General features: G+C 39.9%; 21 protein-coding genes and 1 pseudogene. 15 read left to right on the plus strand and 7 right to left on the minus strand.

The genetic code is table 11. The features are described from left to right. Nucleotides 1–37 precede the first annotated feature (37 nt). Together ATS72_RS01950 and ATS72_RS01955 are read left to right on the plus strand one after the other, a co-directional pair. Nucleotides 38–631: an MlaC/ttg2D family ABC transporter substrate-binding protein gene (locus ATS72_RS01950; protein WP_058428671.1), complete on the plus strand. Its 594-nt coding sequence runs from the start codon at nt 38–40 to the stop codon at nt 629–631. A gap of 223 nt (nt 632–854) precedes the next feature. After that, nucleotides 855–2,192 carry an ankyrin repeat domain-containing protein gene (locus ATS72_RS01955; protein WP_006792331.1) on the plus strand — a complete coding sequence of 446 codons (1,338 nt, stop codon included), beginning with the start codon at nt 855–857 and terminating at the stop codon, nt 2,190–2,192. Between the two features lie 66 nt (nt 2,193–2,258). On the opposite strand, the gene ATS72_RS01960 is transcribed toward ATS72_RS01955, so the two are convergent. From ATS72_RS01960 to ATS72_RS01980, 5 genes and pseudogenes are all read right to left on the minus strand, one after another. Then, on the minus strand, nt 2,259–2,702 hold the full coding sequence (locus ATS72_RS01960; protein ID WP_058428672.1) for a DUF2069 domain-containing protein: 444 nt from the start codon (nt 2,700–2,702) through the stop codon (nt 2,259–2,261). Then, nucleotides 2,699–3,253, minus strand: a complete 555-nt coding sequence (gene wrbA / locus ATS72_RS01965; protein WP_006792333.1) for an NAD(P)H:quinone oxidoreductase — start codon at nt 3,251–3,253, stop codon at nt 2,699–2,701. Before wrbA ends, ATS72_RS01960 begins: the two co-directional genes overlap by 4 nt. Next, on the minus strand, nt 3,253–3,600 hold the full coding sequence (gene arsC, locus ATS72_RS01970; RefSeq protein ID WP_058429165.1) for an arsenate reductase (glutaredoxin): 348 nt from the start codon (nt 3,598–3,600) through the stop codon (nt 3,253–3,255). The genes wrbA and arsC overlap by 1 nt, the downstream gene beginning before the upstream one ends. Nucleotides 3,601–3,652: 52 nt before the next feature. Next, nucleotides 3,653–5,111 (minus strand): annotated as a pseudogene (locus ATS72_RS01975) (M48 family metalloprotease). A 1-nt stretch (nt 5,112) separates the two neighbouring features. Continuing rightward, a complete protein-coding gene (locus tag ATS72_RS01980) occupies nt 5,113–5,778 on the minus strand; it encodes a hypothetical protein (RefSeq protein WP_006792336.1) in 666 nt (221 codons plus the stop codon). A gap of 148 nt (nt 5,779–5,926) precedes the next feature. On the opposite strand from ATS72_RS01980, the gene ATS72_RS01985 reads away from it, so the two are divergent. The 11 genes from ATS72_RS01985 (at nt 5,927) to ATS72_RS02035 (ending at nt 21,037) form a co-directional block, all read left to right on the plus strand. After that, nucleotides 5,927–6,145, plus strand: a complete 219-nt coding sequence (locus ATS72_RS01985; RefSeq protein ID WP_006792337.1) for a hypothetical protein — start codon at nt 5,927–5,929, stop codon at nt 6,143–6,145. Next, on the plus strand, nt 6,138–7,217 hold the full coding sequence (locus ATS72_RS01990; RefSeq protein ID WP_058428673.1) for an AI-2E family transporter: 1,080 nt from the start codon (nt 6,138–6,140) through the stop codon (nt 7,215–7,217). The genes ATS72_RS01985 and ATS72_RS01990 overlap by 8 nt, the downstream gene beginning before the upstream one ends. 115 nt (nt 7,218–7,332) lie before the next feature. Then, on the plus strand, nt 7,333–9,579 hold the full coding sequence (locus tag ATS72_RS01995) for an aminotransferase class V-fold PLP-dependent enzyme (protein WP_058428674.1): 2,247 nt from the start codon (nt 7,333–7,335) through the stop codon (nt 9,577–9,579). Nucleotides 9,580–9,953: 374 nt separating this feature from the next. Then, a complete protein-coding gene (gene pgi, locus ATS72_RS02000; RefSeq protein ID WP_058428675.1) occupies nt 9,954–11,600 on the plus strand; it encodes a glucose-6-phosphate isomerase in 1,647 nt (548 codons plus the stop codon). A 269-nt stretch (nt 11,601–11,869) separates the two neighbouring features. Next, entirely contained in the window at nt 11,870–13,342 is a 1,473-nt protein-coding gene (gene zwf, locus ATS72_RS02005) for a glucose-6-phosphate dehydrogenase (RefSeq protein WP_006792341.1), read from the plus strand. Nucleotides 13,343–13,344: 2 nt separating this feature from the next. Beyond that, nucleotides 13,345–14,055 carry a 6-phosphogluconolactonase gene (gene pgl, locus ATS72_RS02010; RefSeq protein WP_058428676.1) on the plus strand — a complete coding sequence of 237 codons (711 nt, stop codon included), beginning with the start codon at nt 13,345–13,347 and terminating at the stop codon, nt 14,053–14,055. Between the two features lie 344 nt (nt 14,056–14,399). Further along, entirely contained in the window at nt 14,400–15,104 is a 705-nt protein-coding gene (locus ATS72_RS02015) for a SapC family protein (protein WP_006792343.1), read from the plus strand. A 125-nt stretch (nt 15,105–15,229) separates the two neighbouring features. Further along, complete coding sequence (locus ATS72_RS02020) at nt 15,230–16,264, plus strand: isoaspartyl peptidase/L-asparaginase family protein (protein ID WP_058428677.1); 1,035 nt, start codon at nt 15,230–15,232, stop codon at nt 16,262–16,264. A gap of 124 nt (nt 16,265–16,388) precedes the next feature. Beyond that, nucleotides 16,389–20,276: an ATP-dependent RNA helicase HrpA gene (hrpA, locus tag ATS72_RS02025; RefSeq protein ID WP_170865574.1), complete on the plus strand. Its 3,888-nt coding sequence runs from the start codon at nt 16,389–16,391 to the stop codon at nt 20,274–20,276. A 75-nt stretch (nt 20,277–20,351) separates the two neighbouring features. Beyond that, nucleotides 20,352–20,732: a response regulator transcription factor gene (locus ATS72_RS02030; RefSeq protein ID WP_008129771.1), complete on the plus strand. Its 381-nt coding sequence runs from the start codon at nt 20,352–20,354 to the stop codon at nt 20,730–20,732. An 8-nt stretch (nt 20,733–20,740) separates the two neighbouring features. After that, nucleotides 20,741–21,037, plus strand: coding sequence for a PilZ domain-containing protein (locus ATS72_RS02035; RefSeq protein ID WP_006792347.1), 297 nt, complete (start codon nt 20,741–20,743; stop codon nt 21,035–21,037). A gap of 15 nt (nt 21,038–21,052) precedes the next feature. On the opposite strand, the gene ATS72_RS02040 is transcribed toward ATS72_RS02035, so the two are convergent. Then, nucleotides 21,053–22,243 (minus strand): class I SAM-dependent methyltransferase, encoded by a 1,191-nt coding sequence (locus tag ATS72_RS02040; RefSeq protein WP_006792348.1) that lies wholly within the window; start codon nt 22,241–22,243, stop codon nt 21,053–21,055. A gap of 138 nt (nt 22,244–22,381) precedes the next feature. Between ATS72_RS02040 and ATS72_RS02045 the strand changes: the two genes are divergently transcribed. Both ATS72_RS02045 and ATS72_RS02050 read left to right on the plus strand, forming a co-directional pair. Then, complete coding sequence (locus ATS72_RS02045) at nt 22,382–23,038, plus strand: HD domain-containing protein (protein WP_058428679.1); 657 nt, start codon at nt 22,382–22,384, stop codon at nt 23,036–23,038. 1 nt (nt 23,039) lies between these two features. Beyond that, a complete protein-coding gene (locus tag ATS72_RS02050; RefSeq protein WP_058428680.1) occupies nt 23,040–23,480 on the plus strand; it encodes a VOC family protein in 441 nt (146 codons plus the stop codon). Here ATS72_RS02050 and ATS72_RS02055 read toward each other — a convergent pair. After that, nucleotides 23,477–24,469 (minus strand): response regulator, encoded by a 993-nt coding sequence (locus tag ATS72_RS02055; RefSeq protein WP_058428681.1) that lies wholly within the window; start codon nt 24,467–24,469, stop codon nt 23,477–23,479. The two genes, ATS72_RS02050 and ATS72_RS02055, sit on opposite strands and share 4 nt — an antisense overlap. Nucleotides 24,470–24,476: the final 7 nt, after the last annotated feature.

Here is a 24,476-nt window from a genome sequence, read left to right on the forward strand (position 1 = left end):
AATTAGCCTTAACTTAATCACACAAACAAAAAATATTATGAAACTTATTAAACTATTTTTAATTGCTACTGCATTTTTAAGCACATCGCTTTATGCACAAGCTCAGCAATCACCAGATATACTTTTAGAGTCTGTAGCAGACACCCTTTTTGCAGATATAGGCAAAGTGAACAGTAAAGGTAATGCCAGTAAAAGTGAAATGTCGGAAATTGTTGAAAAACGTTTAATGCCACATATTGATATTAAGTTTGTGTCTTTTAAACTATTAGGTAAACACATTAAAGGCATTGAGCGCCAACAAGCTGTTGATTTTATTAACGCGGTTGAGCATTACTTAACTGGTACATATGCCGGTGCATTAATGAAATACACAGGCCAAAAAGTGGTTTTTGAGCACAATAATGCACAAAGCGATTCAGAATACGCCACGGTTAATACGCAAATTATAGAGCCTAACGCCCCCACAATTGATTTAAGCTTTAAGTTACGCCTAGGTAAAGATAATCAATGGAAGGTGTATGATATTGTAGCCGAGGGTATTTCGCTTTTAAGTGCTAAGCAAAAAGAGATAATTCAGCGCATTTCAGATGTAGGCATTGACCAAGTAATTAGCGAGTTAAAGAATAAATAATTAATCTTTTTGTGTGGAAGAGATTAAGCCCAACTCCAACCTAAAAAGCAGCCATGTAATTACTTACTTGGCTGCTTTTATATTTTTCATTATTCATCTACTTTGTTCTAGCGTGGCGATCTGGCTGTGCTAGAATATCGCCTCTTTGATTAAGCGTGGTGTCAGCTGAAAGCTGTTATAACCTGACCACTTACCCAAGCTACACTGGAGTTGTGTTGTTTTAATGGAAAATGTACTGATTTGGCCAAAGGAATATCCGTTACTCATTAAAGGCCTTGTAGAGCAAAACGGTGCCTTTATTTTAGATGCTTTAGAAGCTTGGCCAGCTTGTCGTTCTACCAATGAAGACGATGGTGTGTGTACCACTGTTTTGCCCCCGATTTATTATTTGGCGTGGTTAACACCGCTTGAGCCTTTTGAAGAATGCTATTTTCAACATATTTGTGAATACGACGAAGATGCACAGGCATACGTAGGCGCAATGAAAACCCACTTTTACGATAACGAATATACTCCAGAGAGCTTAGTGCTATTGTTGTGTCAGCGTTTAGAAAAGTACGCGAGTGTTGCCGCACAAAATGCAGTTGAAACACCGCTTTCATTATTTAATTTATTTTTTAGCAAACGTTATTTTACGCTCATTGAGCATGCTTTAAATAATGGCAGTAAGCTTAGTGCAGTCGATGCGTTATCGCTATGGAAAGAAGTTGATTTTAGAGATCGCTTAAGCCACTTTATACCTGAGTCAATTGCTGACTTAGAAGTTTTAAGTGGGCTTGCAAGTGACAAAGTAGCAATGGGTAAAGACTATTTTACTTTATTGAAACAAGTATCGCCTGATGTTGATTCGGTGGTTTTACTTGAGCAAGCGCTCCTAACACACTTACGTAAAAAAACGGCCAAGCAAACAATGGCTATGCGCTTTATTGAGCAAGGTGCAACAGGCACATTAGCTGATGATAACGGTAAAACAGCATTCATGTGGGCGGCAGAGCGTGGTTTTGTAAACGTTGTACAAACCTTACTACCTAAGCAAGATAAAAAAGCCCTTGATAGCCTTGGTAATACTGCATTGCATTATGCTGTGCTCTCTAAAAATGAATCGTTAATGGTGATGCTAATAAAAGCAGGCTTTGATTTTAGAGCGCGTAATAACGAGGGCCTAAGTTGCTACCGATTGGCTGTGAGCATTAAAGCGCAAAACCTAGTTAAATGCCTAGAGCGTGATTTTGGAATTAAAGAGCTATCCCCAGAAGGGCAATTTGATCGTATTAAAAAAGTGCATGTTTTACATGCTATTGTGACTTTATTATTGCCATTACAGTTATTTTTCTTTTTTGATGAAGCGCTGACCATAAAAAGTGAACTAACGCTTGGTTTAACTATGGTTACGGTGATTTGTTTTTTCTTTGCTATGAGCTTAAAGCGCTGCGCTTTGTATCCACATATAAAACACCCTTGGGGTTTATTTGTATTGAGGGGCTTTTCGTTGTTGAGCTTATTAGCTCAGCTAGGTTTAGCGGGTATCGTGACGTTGGCTGCACTAAGTGAATTGGTTTAAATAGTTAATACATATTTAGAATGTATAAAAGCGCGTTTATTCAATAGTAAACGCGCTTTTTTTATTTTACTTGTGAAGCTCGTTAGCGGCTTTTTCGTCAGCTAAATCTTCTTTTAGTTTGCGAATTTTTAAGCCTAACTCTTGCCCGCGGTGTCTTGCATAATAAGTACACCCAATAAACATGAAAGATGCAAATAACAACTCAAGTAACACCCAAATCAGCTCGTCAGGTGCAACCCAAAGCATAGTTAAGCCATGAATAAAATAAAGCATAACAACAAAGTTTGCCCAAGCGTAGGTATAAGTACTGTCTTTTATAATACCTCTAAGCGGTAGTAATAGAGGAATTATAGGTACAAATAGCGACATAACATCGAGCGGGCCTTCTTGAGGCGGCACAAAGTACATCCATAATGGCATTAAAACGAGCAGGCCAATATAGCCAATTAATGCAATGCGTTGAAATTTTACGGTTATTGGCTTTTTAGCAGGGGGTTGCGCTGTGTTCATTGAAGTTTACTCGCAATTTTTGTCAGGCGTATACCTACGCTTTGGCATATTTTAATTTCGTCTTTACTTAACTGGGCACTATTGTTGCTACCGGCAACGTGCGTAGCGCCATAGGGGGTACCGCCAGTTTGAGTGCCTAATAATTCGGGCACATCGTAAGGTACACCAAGTAGCATCATTCCGTGGTGTAGTAAGGGCAATGATAAATTAAGCAGTGTGGCCTCATTACCGCCGTGCATACTGCTTGACGATGAAAACACACATGCGGGCTTATCAATTAGTTGGCCTTTGAGCCATAGTTCGCTGGTGGTTTCCCAAAATGCTTTGGCTTGAGAAGCCATCATACCAAATCGGGTAGGTGTACCAAAAGCCAAGCCATCACACTGTATAAGGTCATCTTTACTAATAACAATGTCATGCGGGTTTTTAGCTACAAACGTTCTCAGTAGGGCTGTTGCGCCTTGTTGCTCTATTGACTCAGCTATTTCATGGGCCATTGCTTCAACGGAGCCATGGCTGGAGTGGTAAAGTACCACGATGGTTGTACTCATTATAAAACGCTTAAAACGTTTTCTGGTGGGCGACCAATTGCGGCTTTACCATTGTGTTCAACAATAGGGCGTTCAATTAATTTTGGATGCTGAACCATGGCGTTTATAAGCGTGGTTTCGTTTGTTTCGTCTTTTAAATTTAGCGTTTTGTACTCGGTTTCTTTTGTACGCATTAAATCACGAGCAGAGCTAAAACCAAGTTGTTCTATAAGTGTAGTAATTTGATCAGATGTTAAAGGCGTTTTTAAATACTCAACAACGGTGGGCTCAATTGATTTACTTTGCAAAAGGGCAAGTGTTTCACGTGATTTAGAACAACGCGCATTATGATAAATAGTAACAGACATAAAAGTTTCCATAGTGTGAATTGCCTCTATTTTAGGGCAACAACTTGCAGACTTAAAGCCTTGCAAGCTCTTTTTGTAAACGGCGGTACTGAGTAAGTAATGCTTTTAATCGCTGCTGTTTTATTAACTCTGTTGATTCTACGAAGTTAAGCGCTTTTTGGATTTCATCAGCGGCTTTCATGTAAGCACCGTATTGAGATAGCACGTCAGCGTTTGCCTCGTGATAGGCCGCCAATTTGTCTTGTTTTTTTGTACGCGTCAGCCAGTAGCTCTTTACCTAAACTATGCTCTGGTTTTTCTAATAAAAAACCTTTAAGCACGTTTTCAGCAAGTTCGTATTGCTTAGCTTCTAATGCTGCATTTGCATAGTTGAGCGTAATTACTTGATTGTTAGGGCGGTAATTATGTAGTTCAGCTAAAAATGAAACGGCTTCGTCGGCTTTTTTTTGCGCTATCAGTAAATCAGTTTGCGTATCAATATAAAATAAATTTTTAGGGTCACTTTTTAATAGCTTGCTTAAAATAGTGTCTGCTTCATCCAGTTTTTCTTGATCAAGTAAACTTAACGCTAAACCGTAATTAAGTGCTGTATTGCTGTAGCTGTTTTCACGAAGGAGTTTTCTAAATAAGGCTTCAGCATTTTCTGGTTTGTTGTCGTAACGCGCAAGCACTCGGCTTTTAGCAAGATTAAATTCGAGGCTTGCAGGTAAGCGACGCTTTGGGTACTGTTCAGCCCGAAGACGCACATCAGACACTCGACTTTCTGGCAGTGGGTGAGTAAGCAAAAATGCAGGTGGTTTATACTTATAACGAATTTGTGCAGCCAGTTTAGTTAAAAAGTCGCTAGATGCACGTGCATCAAACCCTGCATTATTAAGTGTTTGCATGCCTATTCGATCAGCTTCTTGTTCAGCAGAACGACTGTGCGTTAATTGGCTAAACGCAGATTGTGTTTGGCTAGCTGAAATAATGGCAATGCCAGCGTCAGGGGCAACAATAGTTGCTAAAATACCGGCTATCATACCCGCTATAGTCATTGCGCTGTTATCTTGTTGTTGCTGAATTCTGCGTGCTAAATGGCGCTGAGTCACGTGAGCGATTTCGTGACCGAGCACAGATGCAAACTGACTTTCGCTATCGGCTTGCGCAATAAGGCCTGTGTGCACACCGACATGTCCGCCGTAAAAAGCAAAGGCGTTAATGTCAGAGTTATTGATCCAAAAAAATGAAAACGGAAAACGTACATCGTTTGCGTTTGCAACAAGCTTTCTACCAATGGTAGTTAGGTATTCATCCAATACGGGATCGTTAATAATCGGTGAGCCACCACGTATTTGCATCATCATTACTTCCCCAATCGCTTGTTCTTTTTCGAGTGGGAGTACTTGTAATGCAGAAGTTCCCAAGTCAGGAAGATTAAAGTTAGTTTGCGCCTTTAATGGCTCACTTACTAGAAGGCTAAATGTAAGTACGGCACTGCATAAAGAGATAAAGGCTGATTTTAGCTGCATCTTATTCCTTGTTTATTGGCTCGCCAATGGCAATTTTGGCTATGTCTATTTCGTCACTGCTTGCACGGCTGTCTTTTTCGCACAACTGGTAGAGTTCTTTTATTGAGACTCCATCTATCTTTATTACGTTCAACTCCCGCTGCAAAAAAGTAATAATTTTATGAACCACTTTGTGTGAATGTAAAATAAGGGCTTTATCGGCTTTATCACCGCGCTCAAAGTAAAAACCAATAAATTTATGTAGTTGATTTAGCCTTAAAAGCACTTTCATTGAATGCGGATCCCATACTCTAAACTCCATAAAGCGGTTATCTTTTATGTATTGGTCAACAACAATATCTTTTGCATAAGGCAGTGCCCACAGTTCAAAGCCCCTGTCTGTAAATACCTGATGTAATGCAATGCGAGGTTTATGTTTGGTATGGATCTCACCTAAATCGTCCTCAAAGCCGTCGAGTATGTCTAGATTCCAGTTACGTCTGTCGATAAGTTGTTTTACGGCGTTATCAAATCCATGCTCTAAAACACCTTCAGACTCGCTAACTGAAGAGGCAACTAAATGATAAAAAGGAGGAAGCTCCCCCCAATTTATTTGCTTTTTATACCAATTAATCTCTTTGAGTGTTGGATTACTTGGTAAATGCGCTTTATTATGCGTGCGAGACATTAACCTGTCCTTACTACTAACTATGTATTACAGAATAAACCATTGCAGGCATTGTTTTAAGAAAAAGTTACATTTGTTGATATTTTACTGGCTACTGATGCACAGCAATGCGACTTATTATTCATTTTAACAAATCGGTAAAACGAGTATGTTACACCAAGATTTACGAATATATAGATGTCCTCAACAGTTTATTCAGTTTAAATTAGGGCTACGTGAAGCATTATCTAAACAGCAAGCCATCACATTTACAATTGCTAGTGATGAGAGCGTGGATGATATTGAGCGGTTTTTAAAAAAATATGCTTACAGTTACAACTTAGATAAGCAACAAGGTTTATTATTAGTGGAGCCATTACGTGTTTGAATATATAAAAACATGGTACGAAAGAAAATTCTCCGATCCTCATTCGGTCACCTTATTATTTTTGCTACTTGTTTCTGTTGCCTTACTGTACTTTTTTGGCTCGTTAATTGTGCCGGTTTTAGTGGCATTAGTTATTGCTTATTTACTTGATTGGCCTGTTGTACATTTAGAGCGCCTTGGCTTACGCCGATTTACTGCAACCGTGATCGTAATGCTTATATTTACAGGCATTATGCTTACTTTAATTTTAGTGATTGGCCCTGTTTTGTGGAAACAAACCAGTAACTTAGTGCAAGAAACCCCTCATATGTTAGAGCAAGGTAAGTCGTATTTAGTTGCCTTACCTGAGCAATACCCAAGTTTAATAAATGCCGACCAAGTACAAGGTATTGTTGCTACTGTCGAGGCTAAAGTCATTGAGTTTGGCCAAGTCGTTTTATCGTTTTCATTAACGTCGTTAAAAGATTTAGTGGCGTGGTTAATTTACTTAGTGCTTGTGCCGTTGCTCGTGTTTTTTATGCTTAAGGATAAGCTAGAGTTAACGGGTAGTGTGGCTAAATTAATTCCGCAACAGCGTCGTTTAATTTTGCAAGTATGGAACGAAATGAACCAACAAATTATGAATTACATTCGCGGGAAAGTGTTTGAAATTTTAATTGTAGGTGGCGTTTCGTTTATCGCGTTTACATTTTTAGATTTACGCTACGCAGCCTTATTAGGTGTGTTAGTTGGTTTTTCTGTGTTAATTCCGTTTGTGGGTGCTGCGCTGGTGACTATTCCGGTCGCTGCTGTGGCGTTATTTCAATTTGGATTAGAAACTCAATTTTGGACTATTTTGATTATTTACGGGATTATTCAGGCCCTTGATGGCAATGTACTTGTGCCATTGTTATTTTCAGAAGCGGTTGACTTAAATCCTGTATTTATAATTGTCGCAGTTTTGTTTTTTGGTGGTCTTTGGGGCTTTTGGGGGGTATTTTTTGCCATTCCTTTGGCTTCGCTTGTTAAGGCATTGATTACCGCTTGGTCTTCAACGCAAGAAGAGCTAAATAATAAACTGACAGAGGGTTAGTTCAAAAAGGCATAGAAAACGCACCGTCAGTACTAATTGATTATTACTCAATACGTCTAAAGTTATGTAATATTGGTAATAAGATATATCTTTTAGTAATAAGGTGCGTTTTTAGATGTCTGACTCTTTATTTAGCTCTGAGCAAGTTTACCTCGATGCAAATGCAACAACGCCGGTGTTGCCATGCATTGCTCAGGTGGTTTCTCATACAATGCAAATTTGCTTTGGTAATCCATCAAGCCCACACATTACAGGTATTCAAGCTAAGCATTTGTTAGAGCAAACCCGTGAAAACGCACGAACAGTAATAGGCGCAAAAGAGGGAAATATTTTGTTTACCTCTGGCGCGACTGAAGGCATTCAAACCGCTGTCGTATCCACACTCATTAATGCTAAAACTCATAAAATAGATAATCCAGTACTGTTGTATGGTGCTACAGAGCACAAAGCGGTACCTAATACCTTAAAGCATTGGAATGATGTATTGGGCATTAATGCCAAAATTTTAGCAATTCCGGTAGATAGCAATGGAATTCTAGACCTTACTTTTATTGCAGAACACATTCCTAATGCGCTTATGATATGCACTATGGCGGTAAACAATGAAACCGGTGTGTATCAAGATTTAGATGCTATTGAACAAACGATCCGTTTTTTAAACCCTGACGTGTCGTGGATGGTCGATTGTGTTCAAGCATTGGGCAAAAAGCAACTTAATCTGAGCGCGACCACAATAGATTATGCTCCCTTTTCGGGCCATAAACTTTATGCACCCAAAGGCATCGGTTTTTTATATATACGAGCTGGCAGTGCCTATACACCGTTTATAGCAGGGGGCGGGCAAGAGAGCGGGATGCGTTCGGGTACCGAGAACTTACCCGGTATTGCCGGGTTAAATAAACTATTTAGCTTACTGCTAGACAGGTCAGATACCACGTTTAAACCAATCGATGTGCTCAATAGCTACCGCGCGCAAATAAAATGCGCGATTGAAGATACTTTTGGTGATGTTACGTTTAATCATAGTCTTGAGCATTCGGTACCAACAACGCTCAACTTTGCGGTAAATGAACTAACAAGCAAAGAAGTGATTGATTTATTTGATGCTGCTGGTATTCGTGTCAGTGGAGGATCCGCATGTAGTACGGGTTCTTCAACGAGCTTTGTGCTTGATGCTATGGGCGTTAACCAATGGCAGAGTGAAAATGCAATTAGGCTATCGTTTGGTCCCGCAGCTACAGCCGAAGAAATTGCAAATGCGTGTGAATCTATACGTGCATTAAAAGCCATTTTGCAGGCTAACTGTTTAATCGTATCTGATAGCGCAACACCTTACCAAGATGTTTGCGCTCTTGGTTTAACGCAGTTTAGGCACCAAGGAGCCTGTTGTTGGTTATATGTAAGTGAGAATAAACAGGCAATTATTATAGATCCTATTGTAGAGCTCATACCGCGTTTAGAAAAAATAGCTAATACACAAAACCTCACTATTAAGGCAGTGCTTAATACGCATGCTCACCAAGAGCGCCATTGCGGCGTTACTTTATTACGCAGTGTATTGGGGAGTCGATGCGATGACATTGAAATAGATAAACTGGGGTGGCCAATACATGCAGCGTATATTGACCTCAATAACCAACGATTAGAAAAAATAGCCACACCAGGACACAGTGAAGATAGCGTAAGTTATGTTCTAAAAAATGGGGATAATCACATTAATTATTGCTTTTGTGGTGACCTAATATTACCCGCAGGCTTGGGGAACACGTCTCTAGCTGGTGGCAATGCAAAGGCCATGGCTCATTCTATTCTAGCGCTTGCTGAGCAGCTAGATGAAACAAGTGTGATTTGTTCAGGACATGATTATTTACAATGTTTTGCGATGAACTGGGAGGCAGAGCAACAACAAACACCTTTATTAAACGGATTAATAAACGGCCAAATGAGTATTGATGAATTTGTTATTAAAAAACAGCTGGATGATCAGGCTAAAGAAAAATCAAGGTCACAATTGTGTGGTTATGTCACCGCGTTGCCCGAATCATATATTCAGCAATTAAATTTTGATAGTGCAAAGGCAATGCTTACTAAAAACGATGCGTATTTGATTGATACCAGAGAGCCATACGAGCATGGTGCCAATAATGTATCGCAATTGTTTCGCACCAAAGAAATAAAAACACTTAATATACCGCTTAGTAGAATGGCTAATGCGTTGATGGAAGGTCAGCTTAGTAAGAGCGGTAAATATATATTGTTGTGTCGTAGCGGTAACCGATCAAAGCTTGCGGCTGCTAACCTAACACAACTAGGGTATCAAACAGTGTATAACTTAGAGGGTGGTTTGGCATTGAGTCTCTAATTATACGACACTAATAGGATTCAAATTAAATCGGCTCTGGTAGCCGATTTTTATTTATTCACATAAATGTCATAACTATTAAAAAAGTACTGAACGTTTAGTAAAATTCACGAACATAGCAGCTTAATCGATTAAGCTTTGTGGGTGCCTTTGAAATTGCGGGTAAAATAATTTGCAAAATATTTATGATACCGGTGTCAAAAGACAAAAATTGCGTTATCATCTGCGTATAAAATAGTAAAAGCAGCGCTTTTTTTACGTTTTTAACTATACTATCAGCGTTTTATTTTAGTGTGTTTAGCGCGGATTAAAGACTTTTACATTATAAAAAGAAACTATAAATCAACCGGTTAAAATTTTTAGAGGATATTTAAATGTCGAACCGAACGCAATTAGCAAGTTGGCAAGCCCTTGAACAAAGTGCTGCTAAGATGAAACAAACACATCTTAAAACGTTATTTGCACAAGACGGTACCCGCTTTTCTAAGTTTTCAACTCAGATCCCAGGTGTATTATTCGACTACTCTAAACAATTAATTGATAACGATGTTTTTGCTAATTTAGTGTCGCTTGCTAAAGAGTGCGATATTGCCTCTTGGCGAGACAAAATGTTTAGCGGTGAGAAAATCAACATCACCGAAGAACGCGCTGTACTTCATACAGCATTACGTAATCGTGCGCATACTCCATTAATTGTTGATGGAGAAAATGTAACGCAAGCGGTTGATAATGAGCTTGCAAAAATTAAAGTATTTGTTGAGAAAGTGCGAAGCGGCCAATGGCTTGGTTATACGGGCAAAGCGGTGAAAGACGTTGTTAGCATTGGGGTAGGCGGGTCGAATCTAGGTCCTCAAATGGCAACTGAGGCGTTAAAAGCACTCGCAGACAACACGTTAAATGTGCACTACGTGTCAAATGCCGATGGTGTACAAATTGCTTCTGTACTTAAAAATATTGATCCCGAAACAACATTATTTGTTATTTCGTCAAAAACATTTACTACATCAGAAACCATGACGAACGCTAAAACAGCGGTAGATTGGTTTTTAGAAACAACAAAAGATGAAAGCACAATTGCTAAACATTTTGTTGCAGTAAGTACAAATTTAGAAAAAACAGCTGCCTTTGGTATTGCTGATGAAAACGTATTCACTATGTGGGATTGGGTAGGTGGTCGCTTTTCATTATGGAGTGCGATAGGCTTACCGATTGCGCTGTATTTAGGTTATGACGCATTTGAAGAAATACTAACAGGTGCTTTTGAAGTTGATGAACACTTTAAAAATGCGCCGCTTGAGCAGAATATTCCTTTAATAATGGCTTTGTTAAGTGTTTGGAATACCAGCTTTTTAGGGTACACGTCGCAAGCAATTTTACCTTACGACCAATCTCTTCACATGTTACCTGCGTATTTACAACAAGGTGAGATGGAAAGTAACGGTAAGCATGTTAACTTTGCAGGCAAAGTAGTACCGTACACCACGGTACCAATCATTTGGGGTATGACTGGTATTAACGGTCAGCACGCGTTTTATCAATGCCTGCACCAAGGCAACGTGATTGTGCCAGCAGATTTTATTGCATCTGTTAAACCACAAATTAATGTTGATAAGCATCATGACATTTTATTATCAAACTTTTTTGCTCAAACAGAAGCAATGATGAGTGGCGTTGATGCAGAACAAGTTACAGCCGACTTAACAGCTAAAGGTAAATCGCAGGCGCAGATTGATGAACTACTAAATCACAAAATTCATCAAGGAAACCGTCCAACAACATCAATGTTGCTAGACACTGTTGATGCTAAAACGGTAGGGCGTTTAATTGCGTTATACGAACACAAAATCTTCTGCCAAGGCATGATTTTAGACATTTGTTCATTTGATCAATGGGGTGTTGAGCTGGGTAAAGGCTTGGCATCTAAAATTGAAAGTGAGCTGACAGATGATAGTGTAAATCACGATCACGATAGCTCTACAAGTGGACTGATGGCGTACTACAAGCAACACCGTACGCAGTAACAATTTAACCTACTTAAAAGTAGGTAAACCGAGTACCTTTGAACGGGTAGCGCTGGAGTGCTTAGGGTCTGTATTTTTGTGAGAGGAGATACAGAATCCTAAGGCTCATTTAATAAAGCGTAGATGATAAAAAAATAATAATATATCATCAATTAAGAACAATTCAGCAGGCTTTTTAACACATTATAAAAGCTATCATAATCCAAGTTATAAACAGGCATACCCGCGAACTTATTTTAGGACGGGGTATCACAACGTAGAGAGTAACTATGCTTAATCCTTTTGATATCATAATTTTTGGGGGCGGTGGTGATCTTGCGTTACGCAAATTACTACCTGCAATGTACAGAGCATATCAAGAAGGGAACTTACCTGAAGGCTCACGCATCCTGCCAACAGTTCGTGAAGAAAGCAAACGTGCCGAATACATTGAAACAGCGCACAAAGCACTGCAAGAGTTTTTAAGTAAAGGTGAATTTAACGCCAAAGATTGGAAAGCATTTTCTACTTATTTAGTGCCAGTGGTGAGTAATGTTACTGAAGCTGACGATAACTGGGATGTACTTAAAGAGATCTTAGATGAGCACGATAGCACTAAATCTCGCGTGTTTTACTTATCTTTACCACCAGCCGTTTATGGCAAGTGTTGTGAAATTCTTTCTACAAAAAATTTGATTACGCCAACATCGCGTGTAGTAGTAGAAAAACCAATCGGTTACTGTGGTGAATCTGCAGAAGCAATAAACGCTAAAATTGCTGAATTTTTTGAAGAAGACCAAATTTTCCGTATAGACCATTACTTAGGTAAAGAAACAGTACAAAACCTAATGGCACTGCGTTTTTCAAATTCATTATTTGAAAACATGTGGGATGCTAAATCGATTGATAATATTCAAATTAGTCTTTCTGAAACCGTAGGCCTTGAGAGCAGAGCTGGGTTTTACGACAAAGCCGGTGCACTTCGTGATATGGTTCAAAATCACTTATTACAGCTTTTGTGCCTTGTTGCAATGGAAGCACCTAATAAGCTTAATGCTAATAGTATTCGTAACGAAAAACTAAAAGTACTCGAAGCGCTTCGTCCACTTTTTGATTCAGATGTTGATAGCAACATAGTACGCGGCCAATATGTACCGGGCGATTTAAACGGAAAAATAGTTCCTGGCTACCTAGAAGAGCTAAACGAAGGCGCTAGTAAAACAGAAACCTTTGTGGCTATTCGTGCACACATTGATAATTGGCGCTGGGCTGGCGTACCATTTTACCTTCGTACAGGTAAACGCATGGCAAAACGTTGTGCTGAAATAGTGGTTGAGTACAAAAAAGTATCGCACAATATTTATGAAGAAAATGTTGGCAACATTGAACCAAACCGCTTAGTTATTCGCCTTCAGCCTGAAGAAACGATTCAGCTAACGCTTATGTCAAAACGTTTGGATAACCTTGAAATGCAATTAGAACCGGTAACGATGAACATTGAGTTATCACAAGCTTACAGTAACGGTTTCCATTCTGATGCATATAAACGTTTAATGCTTGATGCGGCTGCAAATAACCCATCGTTGTTTATTCACCGTGATGAGGTTCGTCAAGCATGGAAATGGATTGACCCGATTGTTGAGCGTTGGCAAGAAAAAGGTAAGCCTGCACTTTACCGCGCCGGTACGTGGGGGCCTGATGATGCCGATGAACTATTAGCAGAAAACAACCATGTGTGGTTTAACACAGGTGATAAGGCATAATTATGGCGACTTTAGTTGAAAAATTTTTTGATGACAAAGATGCACTAACAAAAGAGTTATCGGCAACCTTAGAGCAATCATTAATAGATGGTATTAAAGATGATGGCCGCGCGGTACTAATGGTATCAGGTGGGTCATCACCCGCTGCAGCATATAAGCATTTATCAACCCTTGATTTAGATTGGCAGAACGTTGACGTAGCCATGGTTGATGAGCGCTGGGTTGAGCCAAATCACGAGAAAAGTAATGAAGCTTTTATTAAAAGTACGTTGTTGCAAAATTTTGGCAATGCAGCCAACTTTATAACAATGAAAAACGATGCTTCTACTGCACAACAAGGTGCTGAAAAATGTGAAGCCGAGTATAGCGCACTCAAAGCGCCTTATGATGTAACTATTTTAGGTATGGGGCCTGATGGGCACACTGCATCTTTGTTTCCACACGCAGATGGATTAGAAAATGGTTTAACCACCACTCAAACGGTTTGCGCGATTAACGCAATACAAAGCGACGTGACGGGGAGTATTACCGAGCGTATGACGCTTACTTTGCATGCAATAGCAAATTCTAAAGTGGTAAAACTACTTATTAGCGGTGAAGAAAAGCTCGCTGTTTATAAGCAAGCTAAGGCAGGGGGCGATGTTAACGATATGCCTCTGCGTGCTGTGCTAAACCATCCTGATATAAATATTGAAGTTTATTGGGCTCCATAATTTAATCAAATTTGCAGTACTCACTCAATTTTATAAAGGCAGCTAAATTAGCTGCCTTTTTGTTTGTTTAAATATTCCCCAATATGAGTAAGTTTATAGGTGAATATCTGTTAACTATTGTAAATGGGTTGCTTGGTTTTGTATGCTAAATAGCCGCGTAACGCTTTATTTTTAAGCGCATTTTAAAATTATTACGTGTATGTTTTTTGGCAACGTGCAGATTTATTTAAATTTTATTTTTAGATGGCTTATGTCATAAAACTTTCCCTTCCTTTTTCGCCTCAAAAGCATTAGCCTTAGTGCATTAACAATGAAACTTATAAAATTAAAAACGGAGCAGTAACATGGCGGAGCAACAAGTACAGCCTTTACACAATGAAAAACATGCCAACATTAAAATTCAAAACGGCATCAATGTAGAATTTATGAAAACTCAGCATTTAGTGCCTGTAGTTGCACATGAGTTTGCGCGTGTAGCAAATGAGTTTCCTATGTCGTTTGTTAAAAATAACGAAGCAGGTACTTTCCAAGCAGTTGCAATGTTTGGCCTAGAGCCAGGCGAAAACTTATTTGTTGAAGGCGACAAATGGACAGCTTCTTTTGCACCAATGGCGTCTACACGTTACCCACTAGGTTTAGTTAAACACCCAGAGCAAGACCAATTTGGTATTGTTATTGATGAAGCAAGCCCACTTGTAAGCGAAACAGACGGTAATGCGTTATTTGAAAACGGTGAAGAAACAGATTACCTAAAACGTCGCAAAGAGTCGCTAGTGTCTTTCATTGAATTTTCTCAAGTAACAGATGCGTTCACTAAATTCCTTGCTGACAAAGAGCTACTGATAGCACAAACGTTAACAGTAGACATCAAAGGCGAGAAAAAAGACATCAATGGTATTTACCTTATCGACGAGAAAAAACTAAATGAGCTAAGCGATGCAGACTTCTTAGAGCTTCGTAAGCGCGGCTATTTAGCACCAATTTACTCTTTCTTAACGTCTACTCACCAAGTAGCACGTTTAGCGCGTTTAAAAGCCAAACAAGCTTAATTTAAACACGTTAACTATAAAAAGCGCCTCAAGGCGCTTTTTTTATGCCTTTAAACTTACTTTAGTTGAAATTTACGTTTTAACCGTTCACATTGGTTTTATTACTTTTTTGATAAGGGCCAGTCATGAAAAAAATAATCTTATTATCTATTTTAGCCAGTGCGTGCATAGGGTTTAGTCACAGTGCACTAAGTGAAGAATCTCCGCTTGCCATTGCCATTCATGGTGGCGCAGGAACAATAGATAAAGCAAAATTTTCACCTGAACAAGAAAAAGCCTATCGTGCTAAATTATCCGAAGCTGTTGAAGCAGGTTACAGCGTACTTGAAAAAGGCGGGGAAAGCTTAGATGCGGTGATTGCTGCAATTACAGTATTAGAACAGTCTGAGTTTTTTAATGCAGGGCGCGGTGCAGTATATACATACGACGGTGGGCATGAACTCGACGCATCAATTATGGATGGGCGTAACCGCCAAGCTGGGGCTGTTGCAGGTGTAAAACATGTAGAGAGCCCAATTAAACTTGCTCGTTTAGTTATGGATAACTCAGTGCACGTTATGCTCAGTGGGCAAGGTGCTGAGGAATTTGCAAAAGAGCAAGGTATTGAACTTATCGAAAATAACATATTTGATACTAAACATCGTTACGATGCTCTGCTTAAAGCAAAAGATAAGCTCGATAAAGCCAAAGCAACAACTAAGTCATATCAGGCTGCACACAATGCGCTACCAGATAACTTTAAAATGGGCACTGTTGGCGCTGTTGCCCTTGATAAAAATGGTAATTTAGCTGCAGGCACATCAACTGGTGGAATGACGGCAAAACGCTACGGCCGTGTTGGAGATGCTCCTGTTATAGGTGCTGGTACGTTTGCTGAGAATGAGTCATGTGCGGTATCAGCAACCGGCCATGGTGAATATTTTATTCGCTACAACGTGGCAAGTGATATTTGCGCTCGTGTTAAATACCAAGGCAGTACAATCTCTCAAGCCGGTGATGAAGTAATAAACAAGGTATTAAAGCCAATAGGTGGTACAGGCGGTGTTATTATAATCGACACGCAGGGCAATATTAGTTTACCGTTTAACACGTCGGGGATGTATCGCGCGAGTAAATCGAATACGCAAGCAACTTATGTAGGTATTTTTAAAGACGAATAGGAATACAGACTGATACATGTGATTAAATGTCAAACAACTGAGTGTTTAATGATTTGTAGGATTAACCCGAGCCGTTAACTTTGATACAATTATGGCTCTTTTACATATTTTATAAGGTATGCGGGTGGTTAACCTAGGTCAGTTGTTTGGCGAGCTAAAAACGTGCTTAAAAAAAGATCAATTCATATTCAAAAAACGCCTTCATGGTGTTAAAAAAATAGCCGACGAAACTAAACAAGCCAATGCGCTTGAAAAAATAGCCGCAGATATAACCCGTAGCCAACAATCAAAAGAAAAACGATTAGCTAACTTGCCACAGGTAACATACCCTGAGCAGCTGCCTGTAAGTCAAAAAAAACAAGCCATTAAAGACGCAATAGCAAATAACCAAGTTGTTATTATTGCCGGTGAAACGGGTTCGGGGAAAACGACGCAAATACCTAAAATGTGTCTAGAGCTTGGCCGAGGAGTTGATGGGTTTATTGGTCATACACAACCACGTAGGTTAGCAGCACGCACCGTTGCAAATCGTATTGCTGATGAGATGAAGTGTGAACTTGGCCAACAAGTGGGATTTAAAATCCGCTTTAGCGATCAGGTTTCTAACAGCACATACATCAAACTGATGACAGACGGTATTTTACTGGCCGAAATTCAGCAAGATCGCTTTTTAAATCAATACGACACCATAATTATTGATGAAGCCCACGAGCGTAGCCTAAACATTGACTTTATTTTAGGGTACTTAAAAAACTTACTGCCTAAGCGTCCAGATTTAAAAGTTATAATTACCTCAGCAACGATTGATCCTGAGCGTTTTTCTCAGCATTTTAACGATGCGCCAATTATTGAGGTATCAGGTCGTACTTTCCCTGTTGATGTTCGTTACAACCCAATTAGCGATATTAAAAAAGAGGGTATGGAAGCAGAAGGTGACCAGTTACAAGGTATTTTTGATGCCGTTGACGAGCTGTGCGCAGAAGGCCCTGGCGACATACTTATATTTTTAAATGGTGAACGTGAAATTCGTGACACTGCCGACGCGTTGAGTAAGCGAAATTTAAAACACACTGATGTACTCCCATTGTATTCGCGTTTATCAAATGCAGAGCAAAACCGAATATTTGCACCGCATTCGCGCCGTCACATTATTTTATCGACTAACGTGGCTGAAACGTCATTGACCGTGCCAGGTATTCGCTATGTTATAGATCCAGGTACTGCGCGCATAAGCCGCTACAGCTATCGTACAAAAGTACAGCGTTTACCAATCGAGCCTATTTCACAAGCAAGTGCTAATCAGCGTATGGGCCGTTGTGGGCGTGTTGAGGCGGGTATTTGTATTCGCTTGTATTCTGAGGATGACTTTTTATCTCGCCCCGAGTTTACTGATCCGGAAATTCTACGTACAAATTTAGCCTCTGTTATTTTACAAATGCTTGCTTTGGGCTTGGGTGATATGGCGCAATTTCCATTTGTGCAAGCGCCAGATAGCAGAAATATCAATGATGGCTTGACTCTGCTTGAGGAGTTACAGGCAGTAAAGTCAGCTAAACGAGATAATAAAACTGCATTAACGCAATCTGGTCGGGAGCTGAGCCGATTACCCGTAGATCCGCGTTTAGCTAAAATGGTGTTAACAGCGCATAAGTTAGGTGCACTTCGTGAAGTTATCATCATTGTGGCTGCTTTATCTATTCAAGACCCACGTGAACGACCTCAGGAAAAACGCGCAGCAGCGAATGAAAAACACGGCCGCTTTGATGATCCTGATTCAGACTTTATTGCCTTTTTAAATTTGTGGAATTACTTAGAAGAGCAACAAAGCGAGCTGACAAACAGTCAGTTTAGAAAATTATGCCAAAAAGACTTCCTAGCCTATATGCGCCTGCGTGAATGGCAAGATATTGTATATCAAATAAGTACTGTGTGTAACGAAATGGGCATGAAGGCAACAAGTGATGTTGCTGATAGTGAAGCCGTACACAAAGCCTTACTAAGCGGTATGCTTAGCCATATTGGTTTTAAGGACGAAAAACAAGCTTACAAAGGTGCGCGTAATAGTCAGTTTCATATTTTTCCGGGGTCAGGTTTATTTAAAAAAGCGCCTAAATGGATTATGTCAGCAGAGCTTGTTGAAACGAGTAAATTGTATGCGCGCACGAATGCAAAAATCGATATCAGTTGGGTTGAACCTTTAGCCCAACATTTGGTAAAACGCAGCTACTCTGAGCCCCACTGGGAGAAAAAACCTGGGGCTGTTATTGCCTTTGAGCAACAAACTTTATATGGGTTGTTAGTTGTTAATAAGCGCCGCTGTGTGTATAGCAATATAGATCCTAAGGTTAGTCGTGAGCTGTTTGTACGCACCGCACTGGTTGAACAAGAGCTAGGTTTAAACGAGCGTTTTTTACAGTTTAACCGTGAGCTAATCGAAGATATACAAGTTCTTGAAAATAAGTCGCGCCGACGTGATATTTTAGTTGATGAACAAACCTTATTTGAGTTTTACGATAAAAAAATACCAAAAGAAATTAACAATCGAGCCGCTTTTTTAAAGTGGTATAAAACTCAAAAACAACAAAATAAACACTATCTACATATGACTCGCGATGAGTTAATGCGCCATGGTGCAAACAGTATTACAGAGTTTGATTACCCAGATACATGGCAGCAAGATAATTTAATATTACCGCTTACGTATCACTTTGATCCAGGTCAAGCGGTTGATGGTGTTGCGGTGCAAATACCCGTTGCCTTATTAAATCAAGTGCAAGAAACCGGCTTTGATTGGCATATCCCTGCGTTTAGGCACGAACTTGTTAGTGGCTTGATTAAATCGCTACCAAAATCACTTCGACGTAACTTTGTGCCCGCTCCTAATTATGCCGATGCTGTTATTGCGGCGGTAGAGCCGATGCAAGGCACGTTGCTTGACGCACTTACCACACGTTTGTTGAGAATGACCGGTGTACGCGTTGATCCTGAAGCGTGGGATTTAACATCACTTGCTTCTCATTTACGCTTACATTTTGAAGTACGCGATGAGCACAATAAACTACTTGCTCGCGGTCTAGACCTTGCGAAGCTCAAAGCAGAGCTTCAAGGAGAGGTAACCGAAACACTTTCTAAAGTTGCGGATGACGGTATAGAAAAAGCAGACTTAACACAATGGAACTTTGGTGAACTACCTAAGTCATACGTTAAAAAGCAAGGCCAGTACGAAATAAAAGCGTATCCAGCGCTGGTGGATAAAAAATCAAGTGCTGCGGTTGAGCTATTTGATAACGAAATAAAGGCACAGATTGCACACCAGCAAGGCCTTCGCCGATTGGTATTATTAAATGTGCCTTCACCTATTAAATATTTACAGCAAAATCTGCCTAATAAGGCTAAGTTGGGATTGTACTTTAATCCTTTTGGAAAAATAGCCGATTTAATTAATGATTGTATTGCCGCGGGTGTTGATAGCTTATTACTCAAATATGGCGATATTAGAACGAGCAGTGAGTTTGAAAGTGTAAAAGAAGAAATACGTGGCGAGCTAGGTGACGCTGTAGTCGATATAGCTATTCACGTTGAACAAGTTCTTAGCATTGCGCATGCGCTTCATAAAAAAATGAAAGGGCGGGTTGATTTGACCATGATCACTGCGCATGGCGATATTAAGTCTCAGCTTGAGTCGTTAATTTTTAAAGGGTTTGTGAGTCAGCATGGTGCGACTAAGCTGACTGATTTAATTCGTTATTTGAAAGCGGTTCAAAAGCGATTAGAAAAGCTCCCTGTTGACCCAAACAGAGACAGAGTGTGTGTACTTGAGCTTGATAAAGTGGCAGCTGAGTATAAAAAGCTGACTAATAAAATACCCAAAGGTATGCCAATACCCAGCGAGATAGAAGCTATATTTTGGATGCAACAAGAGCTAAGAGTTTCATTATTTGCACAAACGTTAGGGACGCCTTATCCTATTTCGTCAAAACGAATTTTAAATGCTATAAAAGAAGTTGAATAATGCTTGCATTTATCAAGAAGGTTAGTACCTTAAAGGTAGGATTTATTTTTGTTTTGAGAAGGAAACGACATAAGCATGTCCTCGGTGATTGAACCTAAAACAAAACGACTATTAGTTGTAGATGATGAGTATTTTAATTACGAAATGCTCAAACCTGCACTTGAGTCTAAATTTGACGTTAGTTATGCTGACTCTGGTCAGAACTGTCTTGCGTCTGCAATTGCCAATCCTCCTGACATTATTTTACTCGATGTATGTATGCCAGGCCTTGATGGCTATGATACATGCAGAATGCTAAAACATACGCCAGAAACTAAAAACATTCCTGTGGTTATGGTGTCAGGCCTTGAGTCTGAGCTTGAGAAGAAAACAGGGTTTGACGCTGGTTGTGATGCTTATGTAGTCAAACCGTTTGCCATAAGTGCACTGTTAGAGCAAATAAACACAATAGTTTAGAGGGAATTATGTTCACAGAAGATAAACGAAACTATAGACGCATGCAGGTAAACGCTACTGCAATGCTTACAACTATTGAGCCGGTTGCCGGCTTAACTTACACTGCTGAATGTGTAGATTTAAGTGCAACGGGATTGTCGCTGCATTTAGATGATTTATTAGAACCAAATACACTTTTGTCTGTTGATATTGCATCAACCCATCCAAGTATTGCCCCTTTAAAAGCGACCGCTAAGGTAATACGTGCCAGCAAAGAAGATGATGGCACGATTACGGCAGGGCTTGAGATAATAGAGTTTAATTAACCAATTAAATGTTAATTAATAAACTTTACAGATAAGCCCCTTTAAGTAAAAGCCTTCAGGGTAGCTGCCCGCAATTGGGTGGTCAGCTGCTTGGTTTAAACGCTCCATTATTAACAAGTCTTTACCCGCGTCTAGTGCTGCGTCTGCTACTACTTTCTGAAATAAGTTTTGTTCCATTAAGCCAGAGCAAGAGAATGTTAATAGTGTGCCGCCTGGCTTTAATATTTGCATAGCTATCATATTGATATCTTTATAGCCCCTGCATGCACCTGTTAGCTGCGCCTTGTTGTCGGCAAATTTAGGTGGGTCCATAACAATGGTGTCGAACTGTTTACCTTCGTCTCTGTACTGGCGTAAAAGTTTAAAAACATCTTGCTTAACAAAATCGACTTTATTTAAATCTAAATTATTATGCTCAACATTACGTTTAGCGGTATCGAGTGCTGGTTGTGATACGTCAACGTTGGTAACATGTGTACAGCCACCACGAAGCGCATAAAGTGAGAATGTCCCTGTGTAGCTAAAGCAGTTAAGCACTGTTTTATCTTTTGAAAAACGCTCAAGTGCTGCACGGCTATCGCGTTGATCTAGGTAAAACCCGGTTTTATGACCTTCTAAAATATCTACCTCAAGCTTTAAACCATTTTCTTCAATAAGCACTGGCTGCGTTGGCTCCGAGCCCCAAAGTACCCCTTTAATTGGCTCTAACCCTTCTTTTGTTCGTACGTCTACGTCTGAACGTTCGTAAATGCTGCTGCCTGGAAATATAGCCATCAGTGCGCCTACAATTTCACCTTTGTGGCGCTCTGCACCTGCGCTTAGTAGTTGGCATACAAGTACATTATCAAACTTATCGATTGTAACACCCGGTAAGTAATCAGACTCAGCGGCACATAATCGGTAACCAGTTAATCCGCCTTCTTCAATTACTTGGCTACGAGCTTCAAGTGCTCGGCGTAAGCGTCTCTCAAAAAAGTGTTGATCTATAATTTCTTTTTCGTCAAAGCTCCAAACACGCGCTCGGATCTGAGAATGCGGGCTATAGGCTGCTGTTGCTAAATATTTACCTTCACTGTCGTGAATAGTTACCGTATCGCCCAGTCCCGGTTTACCTTTGATCTTTTTAATGGCTTTAGAAAATAACCATGGGTGTTTTCTTTTTAATGATTTATCGCGACCAGCTTGGAGATAAACGGCAGATGACATAAGGCTTCTCGGTTGTATTAAATAAGCGCTGTATTTTAGTCAAGGCAGGGGCAACATACAATGAATGTTTTGCATGAAGCCTATAAAGCGCGGTAAAGTATGACTAATTCAATATGTTAATAAATTTTGGAAACTCCCTTGGCAGAAACCACGTTATCTCCCGCATTACAAATACTCTCTGGGCAATGTCGTGACTTTATTACATCGCTTAAGCATGCTGATGTTGCTCACGATATTACCCATATAGAACGTGTGGTTAGGGTGGCAATACAACTTTGTGAAGCTGAAAATGCCAATATGGCGATAGTTTTACCTGCAGCATGGTTACACGACTGTGTCGCAGTGGCTAAAAATCACCCTGACAGAGCCAAAGCATCGACTATGGCAGCCGATAAAGCGATTGGGTTTTTAAAAGGCTTAGGTTATGACGCAAACTTGTTTGAAGAAATTCATCATGCAATAGCGGCACATAGCTTTAGTGCTAACATTAAAATTAAAACGCTTGAGGCGCAAATAGTACAAGATGCAGATAGAATGGATGCTCTTGGTGCGATTGGTGTTAGCCGTTGCATGAAAGTAGGGGGCTCTATAGGGCGTTTACTTTACAGCCCTGACGACCCTTTTTGTACAACTAGAGAGCCTGACGATAAAAAATTTACTTTAGATCATTTTTTTATAAAACTTTTAAATATTGCTAAGAGTATGAACACGCCATCAGCTAAAGCTGAAGCGCAAAGACGCACTCACTATATGGATGCGTTTTTAGAGCAGTTAAAGTCAGAGATCGGTGAGTAATATGAGCAACAAAACAATGCCTTTATTATCGGGGGTTGATCACTGCCACATAAACGTAAATAATCTTTCGAATGCAGTGACTTGGTATGAAAAAGTACTTGGTTTTAAAGTAGTTGAGGAGCTTGCGTTTTGGGACGAGGCAGGCAAAGGGCCTTTAACACTCCAAGACCAAAATACCACAACACGCTTAGCATTGTTTGAAGGTGAAGTTCGCAGCAAAGGAATTGCGTTTGGTGCTACTGGAGAACAATTTATAGCGTGGCTTGCGCACTTCAAATCAATGGACATAAAAACAGTATTAGCCGACCACGGTGTTACGTTCTCAATATATTTTAAAGATGAAAGCGGTAATAGCCATGAAATAACATCTCATGATTATGAACATATCAAGATGTTTTACCCATCTGTTGAGCAGGGCTCGCACAGTGCTAAAAAGAGTTAACGCTCTTGATTGCTTTGCTTGATATTGAGTATTTCGTCTAGTTTATTAACTAATAAATCAATAATAGCTGGGTCAAAGTGGCTACCTGCTTGGTCTTTCATATGAGCAATTGCTTTTTCTACACTCCACGCGTCTTTATATGGACGCTTAGATGTGAGTGCATCAAATACATCTGCAACAGCAACAATTCTTCCTTCGATTGAAATTTCATCGCCTTGTAAACCGTAAGGGTAACCTGTTCCATCCCATTTTTCGTGATGCTCTATTGCCAACGTGTGCGCGAGTTGAAGCAATGGAGATGATGAATTAGCTAAGATTTTTGCGCCAATTAAGGCATGCTCTTTCATGTGTTCAAATTCTTGCTCTGATAACTTTCCGGGCTTTAATAAAATTGCATCGGGAATGCCTATTTTTCCAACATCATGCATAGGGGCTGCCTGATGTAGAAGCTCTGCTTGATTTTCTGACATGCCAATGCCTAACGCAAGAACTTTACTGTACTGGCTCATACGAACTATGTGCTCACCCGTATCGGTATCTTTATACTCTGCGGCACGCCCTAAGCGCTGAACTAAATCTATATGTGCTTGCTTTAATTGCTCTGCTTGTACCAAAGAAAGGTGTGTTTTAACACGCGCTCTTACAATAGCAGGGCTTATTGGCTTGGTTATGTAGTCGACCGCGCCTAATTCAAACCCTTTATACTCATCGCTCTCGTCACCAAGGGCTGTGACAAAAATAATGGGGATGTGTGCTGTTTTTGGATTACGTTTAACGTGTTCACATACTTCAAACCCATTCATATCTGGCATCATTATGTCGAGTAAAATGAGTTTGGGTAATTCTTTTTCAAGCAACGTTAAGGCTGCTTCTCCAGATTTTGCAAAGGACAGCCGGTACTGATCGCCCAGTATTTCTCGCATAACCTTAAGGTTCGCAGGCTCATCATCAACAATTAAAACCCGAGGCCTTTGTGCAGAAAAAATCATCTATATA

The organism is Pseudoalteromonas sp. 13-15 (assembly GCF_001468205.2).
GTDB lineage: Bacteria > Pseudomonadota > Gammaproteobacteria > Enterobacterales > Alteromonadaceae > Pseudoalteromonas > Pseudoalteromonas marina.

What these genes read in the sequence shown, in the direction of transcription:
- ATS72_RS01950 (WP_058428671.1), top strand. Translation starts at nt 38, where the DNA reads ATGAAACTTATTAAACTATTTTTAATTGCTACTGCATTTTTAAGCACA.
- ATS72_RS01955 (WP_006792331.1), top strand. Translation starts at nt 855, where the DNA reads ATGGAAAATGTACTGATTTGGCCAAAGGAATATCCGTTACTCATTAAA.
- ATS72_RS01960 (WP_058428672.1), bottom strand. Translation starts at nt 2,702, where the DNA reads ATGAACACAGCGCAACCCCCTGCTAAAAAGCCAATAACCGTAAAATTT.
- wrbA (WP_006792333.1), bottom strand. Translation starts at nt 3,253, where the DNA reads ATGAGTACAACCATCGTGGTACTTTACCACTCCAGCCATGGCTCCGTT.
- arsC (WP_058429165.1), bottom strand. Translation starts at nt 3,600, where the DNA reads ATGTCTGTTACTATTTATCATAATGCGCGTTGTTCTAAATCACGTGAA.
- ATS72_RS01980 (WP_006792336.1), bottom strand. Translation starts at nt 5,778, where the DNA reads ATGTCTCGCACGCATAATAAAGCGCATTTACCAAGTAATCCAACACTC.
- ATS72_RS01985 (WP_006792337.1), top strand. Translation starts at nt 5,927, where the DNA reads ATGTTACACCAAGATTTACGAATATATAGATGTCCTCAACAGTTTATT.
- ATS72_RS01995 (WP_058428674.1), top strand. Translation starts at nt 7,333, where the DNA reads ATGTCTGACTCTTTATTTAGCTCTGAGCAAGTTTACCTCGATGCAAAT.
- pgi (WP_058428675.1), top strand. Translation starts at nt 9,954, where the DNA reads ATGTCGAACCGAACGCAATTAGCAAGTTGGCAAGCCCTTGAACAAAGT.
- zwf (WP_006792341.1), top strand. Translation starts at nt 11,870, where the DNA reads ATGCTTAATCCTTTTGATATCATAATTTTTGGGGGCGGTGGTGATCTT.
- pgl (WP_058428676.1), top strand. Translation starts at nt 13,345, where the DNA reads ATGGCGACTTTAGTTGAAAAATTTTTTGATGACAAAGATGCACTAACA.
- ATS72_RS02015 (WP_006792343.1), top strand. Translation starts at nt 14,400, where the DNA reads ATGGCGGAGCAACAAGTACAGCCTTTACACAATGAAAAACATGCCAAC.
- ATS72_RS02020 (WP_058428677.1), top strand. Translation starts at nt 15,230, where the DNA reads ATGAAAAAAATAATCTTATTATCTATTTTAGCCAGTGCGTGCATAGGG.
- ATS72_RS02030 (WP_008129771.1), top strand. Translation starts at nt 20,352, where the DNA reads ATGTCCTCGGTGATTGAACCTAAAACAAAACGACTATTAGTTGTAGAT.
- ATS72_RS02035 (WP_006792347.1), top strand. Translation starts at nt 20,741, where the DNA reads ATGTTCACAGAAGATAAACGAAACTATAGACGCATGCAGGTAAACGCT.
- ATS72_RS02040 (WP_006792348.1), bottom strand. Translation starts at nt 22,243, where the DNA reads ATGTCATCTGCCGTTTATCTCCAAGCTGGTCGCGATAAATCATTAAAA.
- ATS72_RS02050 (WP_058428680.1), top strand. Translation starts at nt 23,040, where the DNA reads ATGAGCAACAAAACAATGCCTTTATTATCGGGGGTTGATCACTGCCAC.
- ATS72_RS02055 (WP_058428681.1), bottom strand. Translation starts at nt 24,469, where the DNA reads ATGATTTTTTCTGCACAAAGGCCTCGGGTTTTAATTGTTGATGATGAG.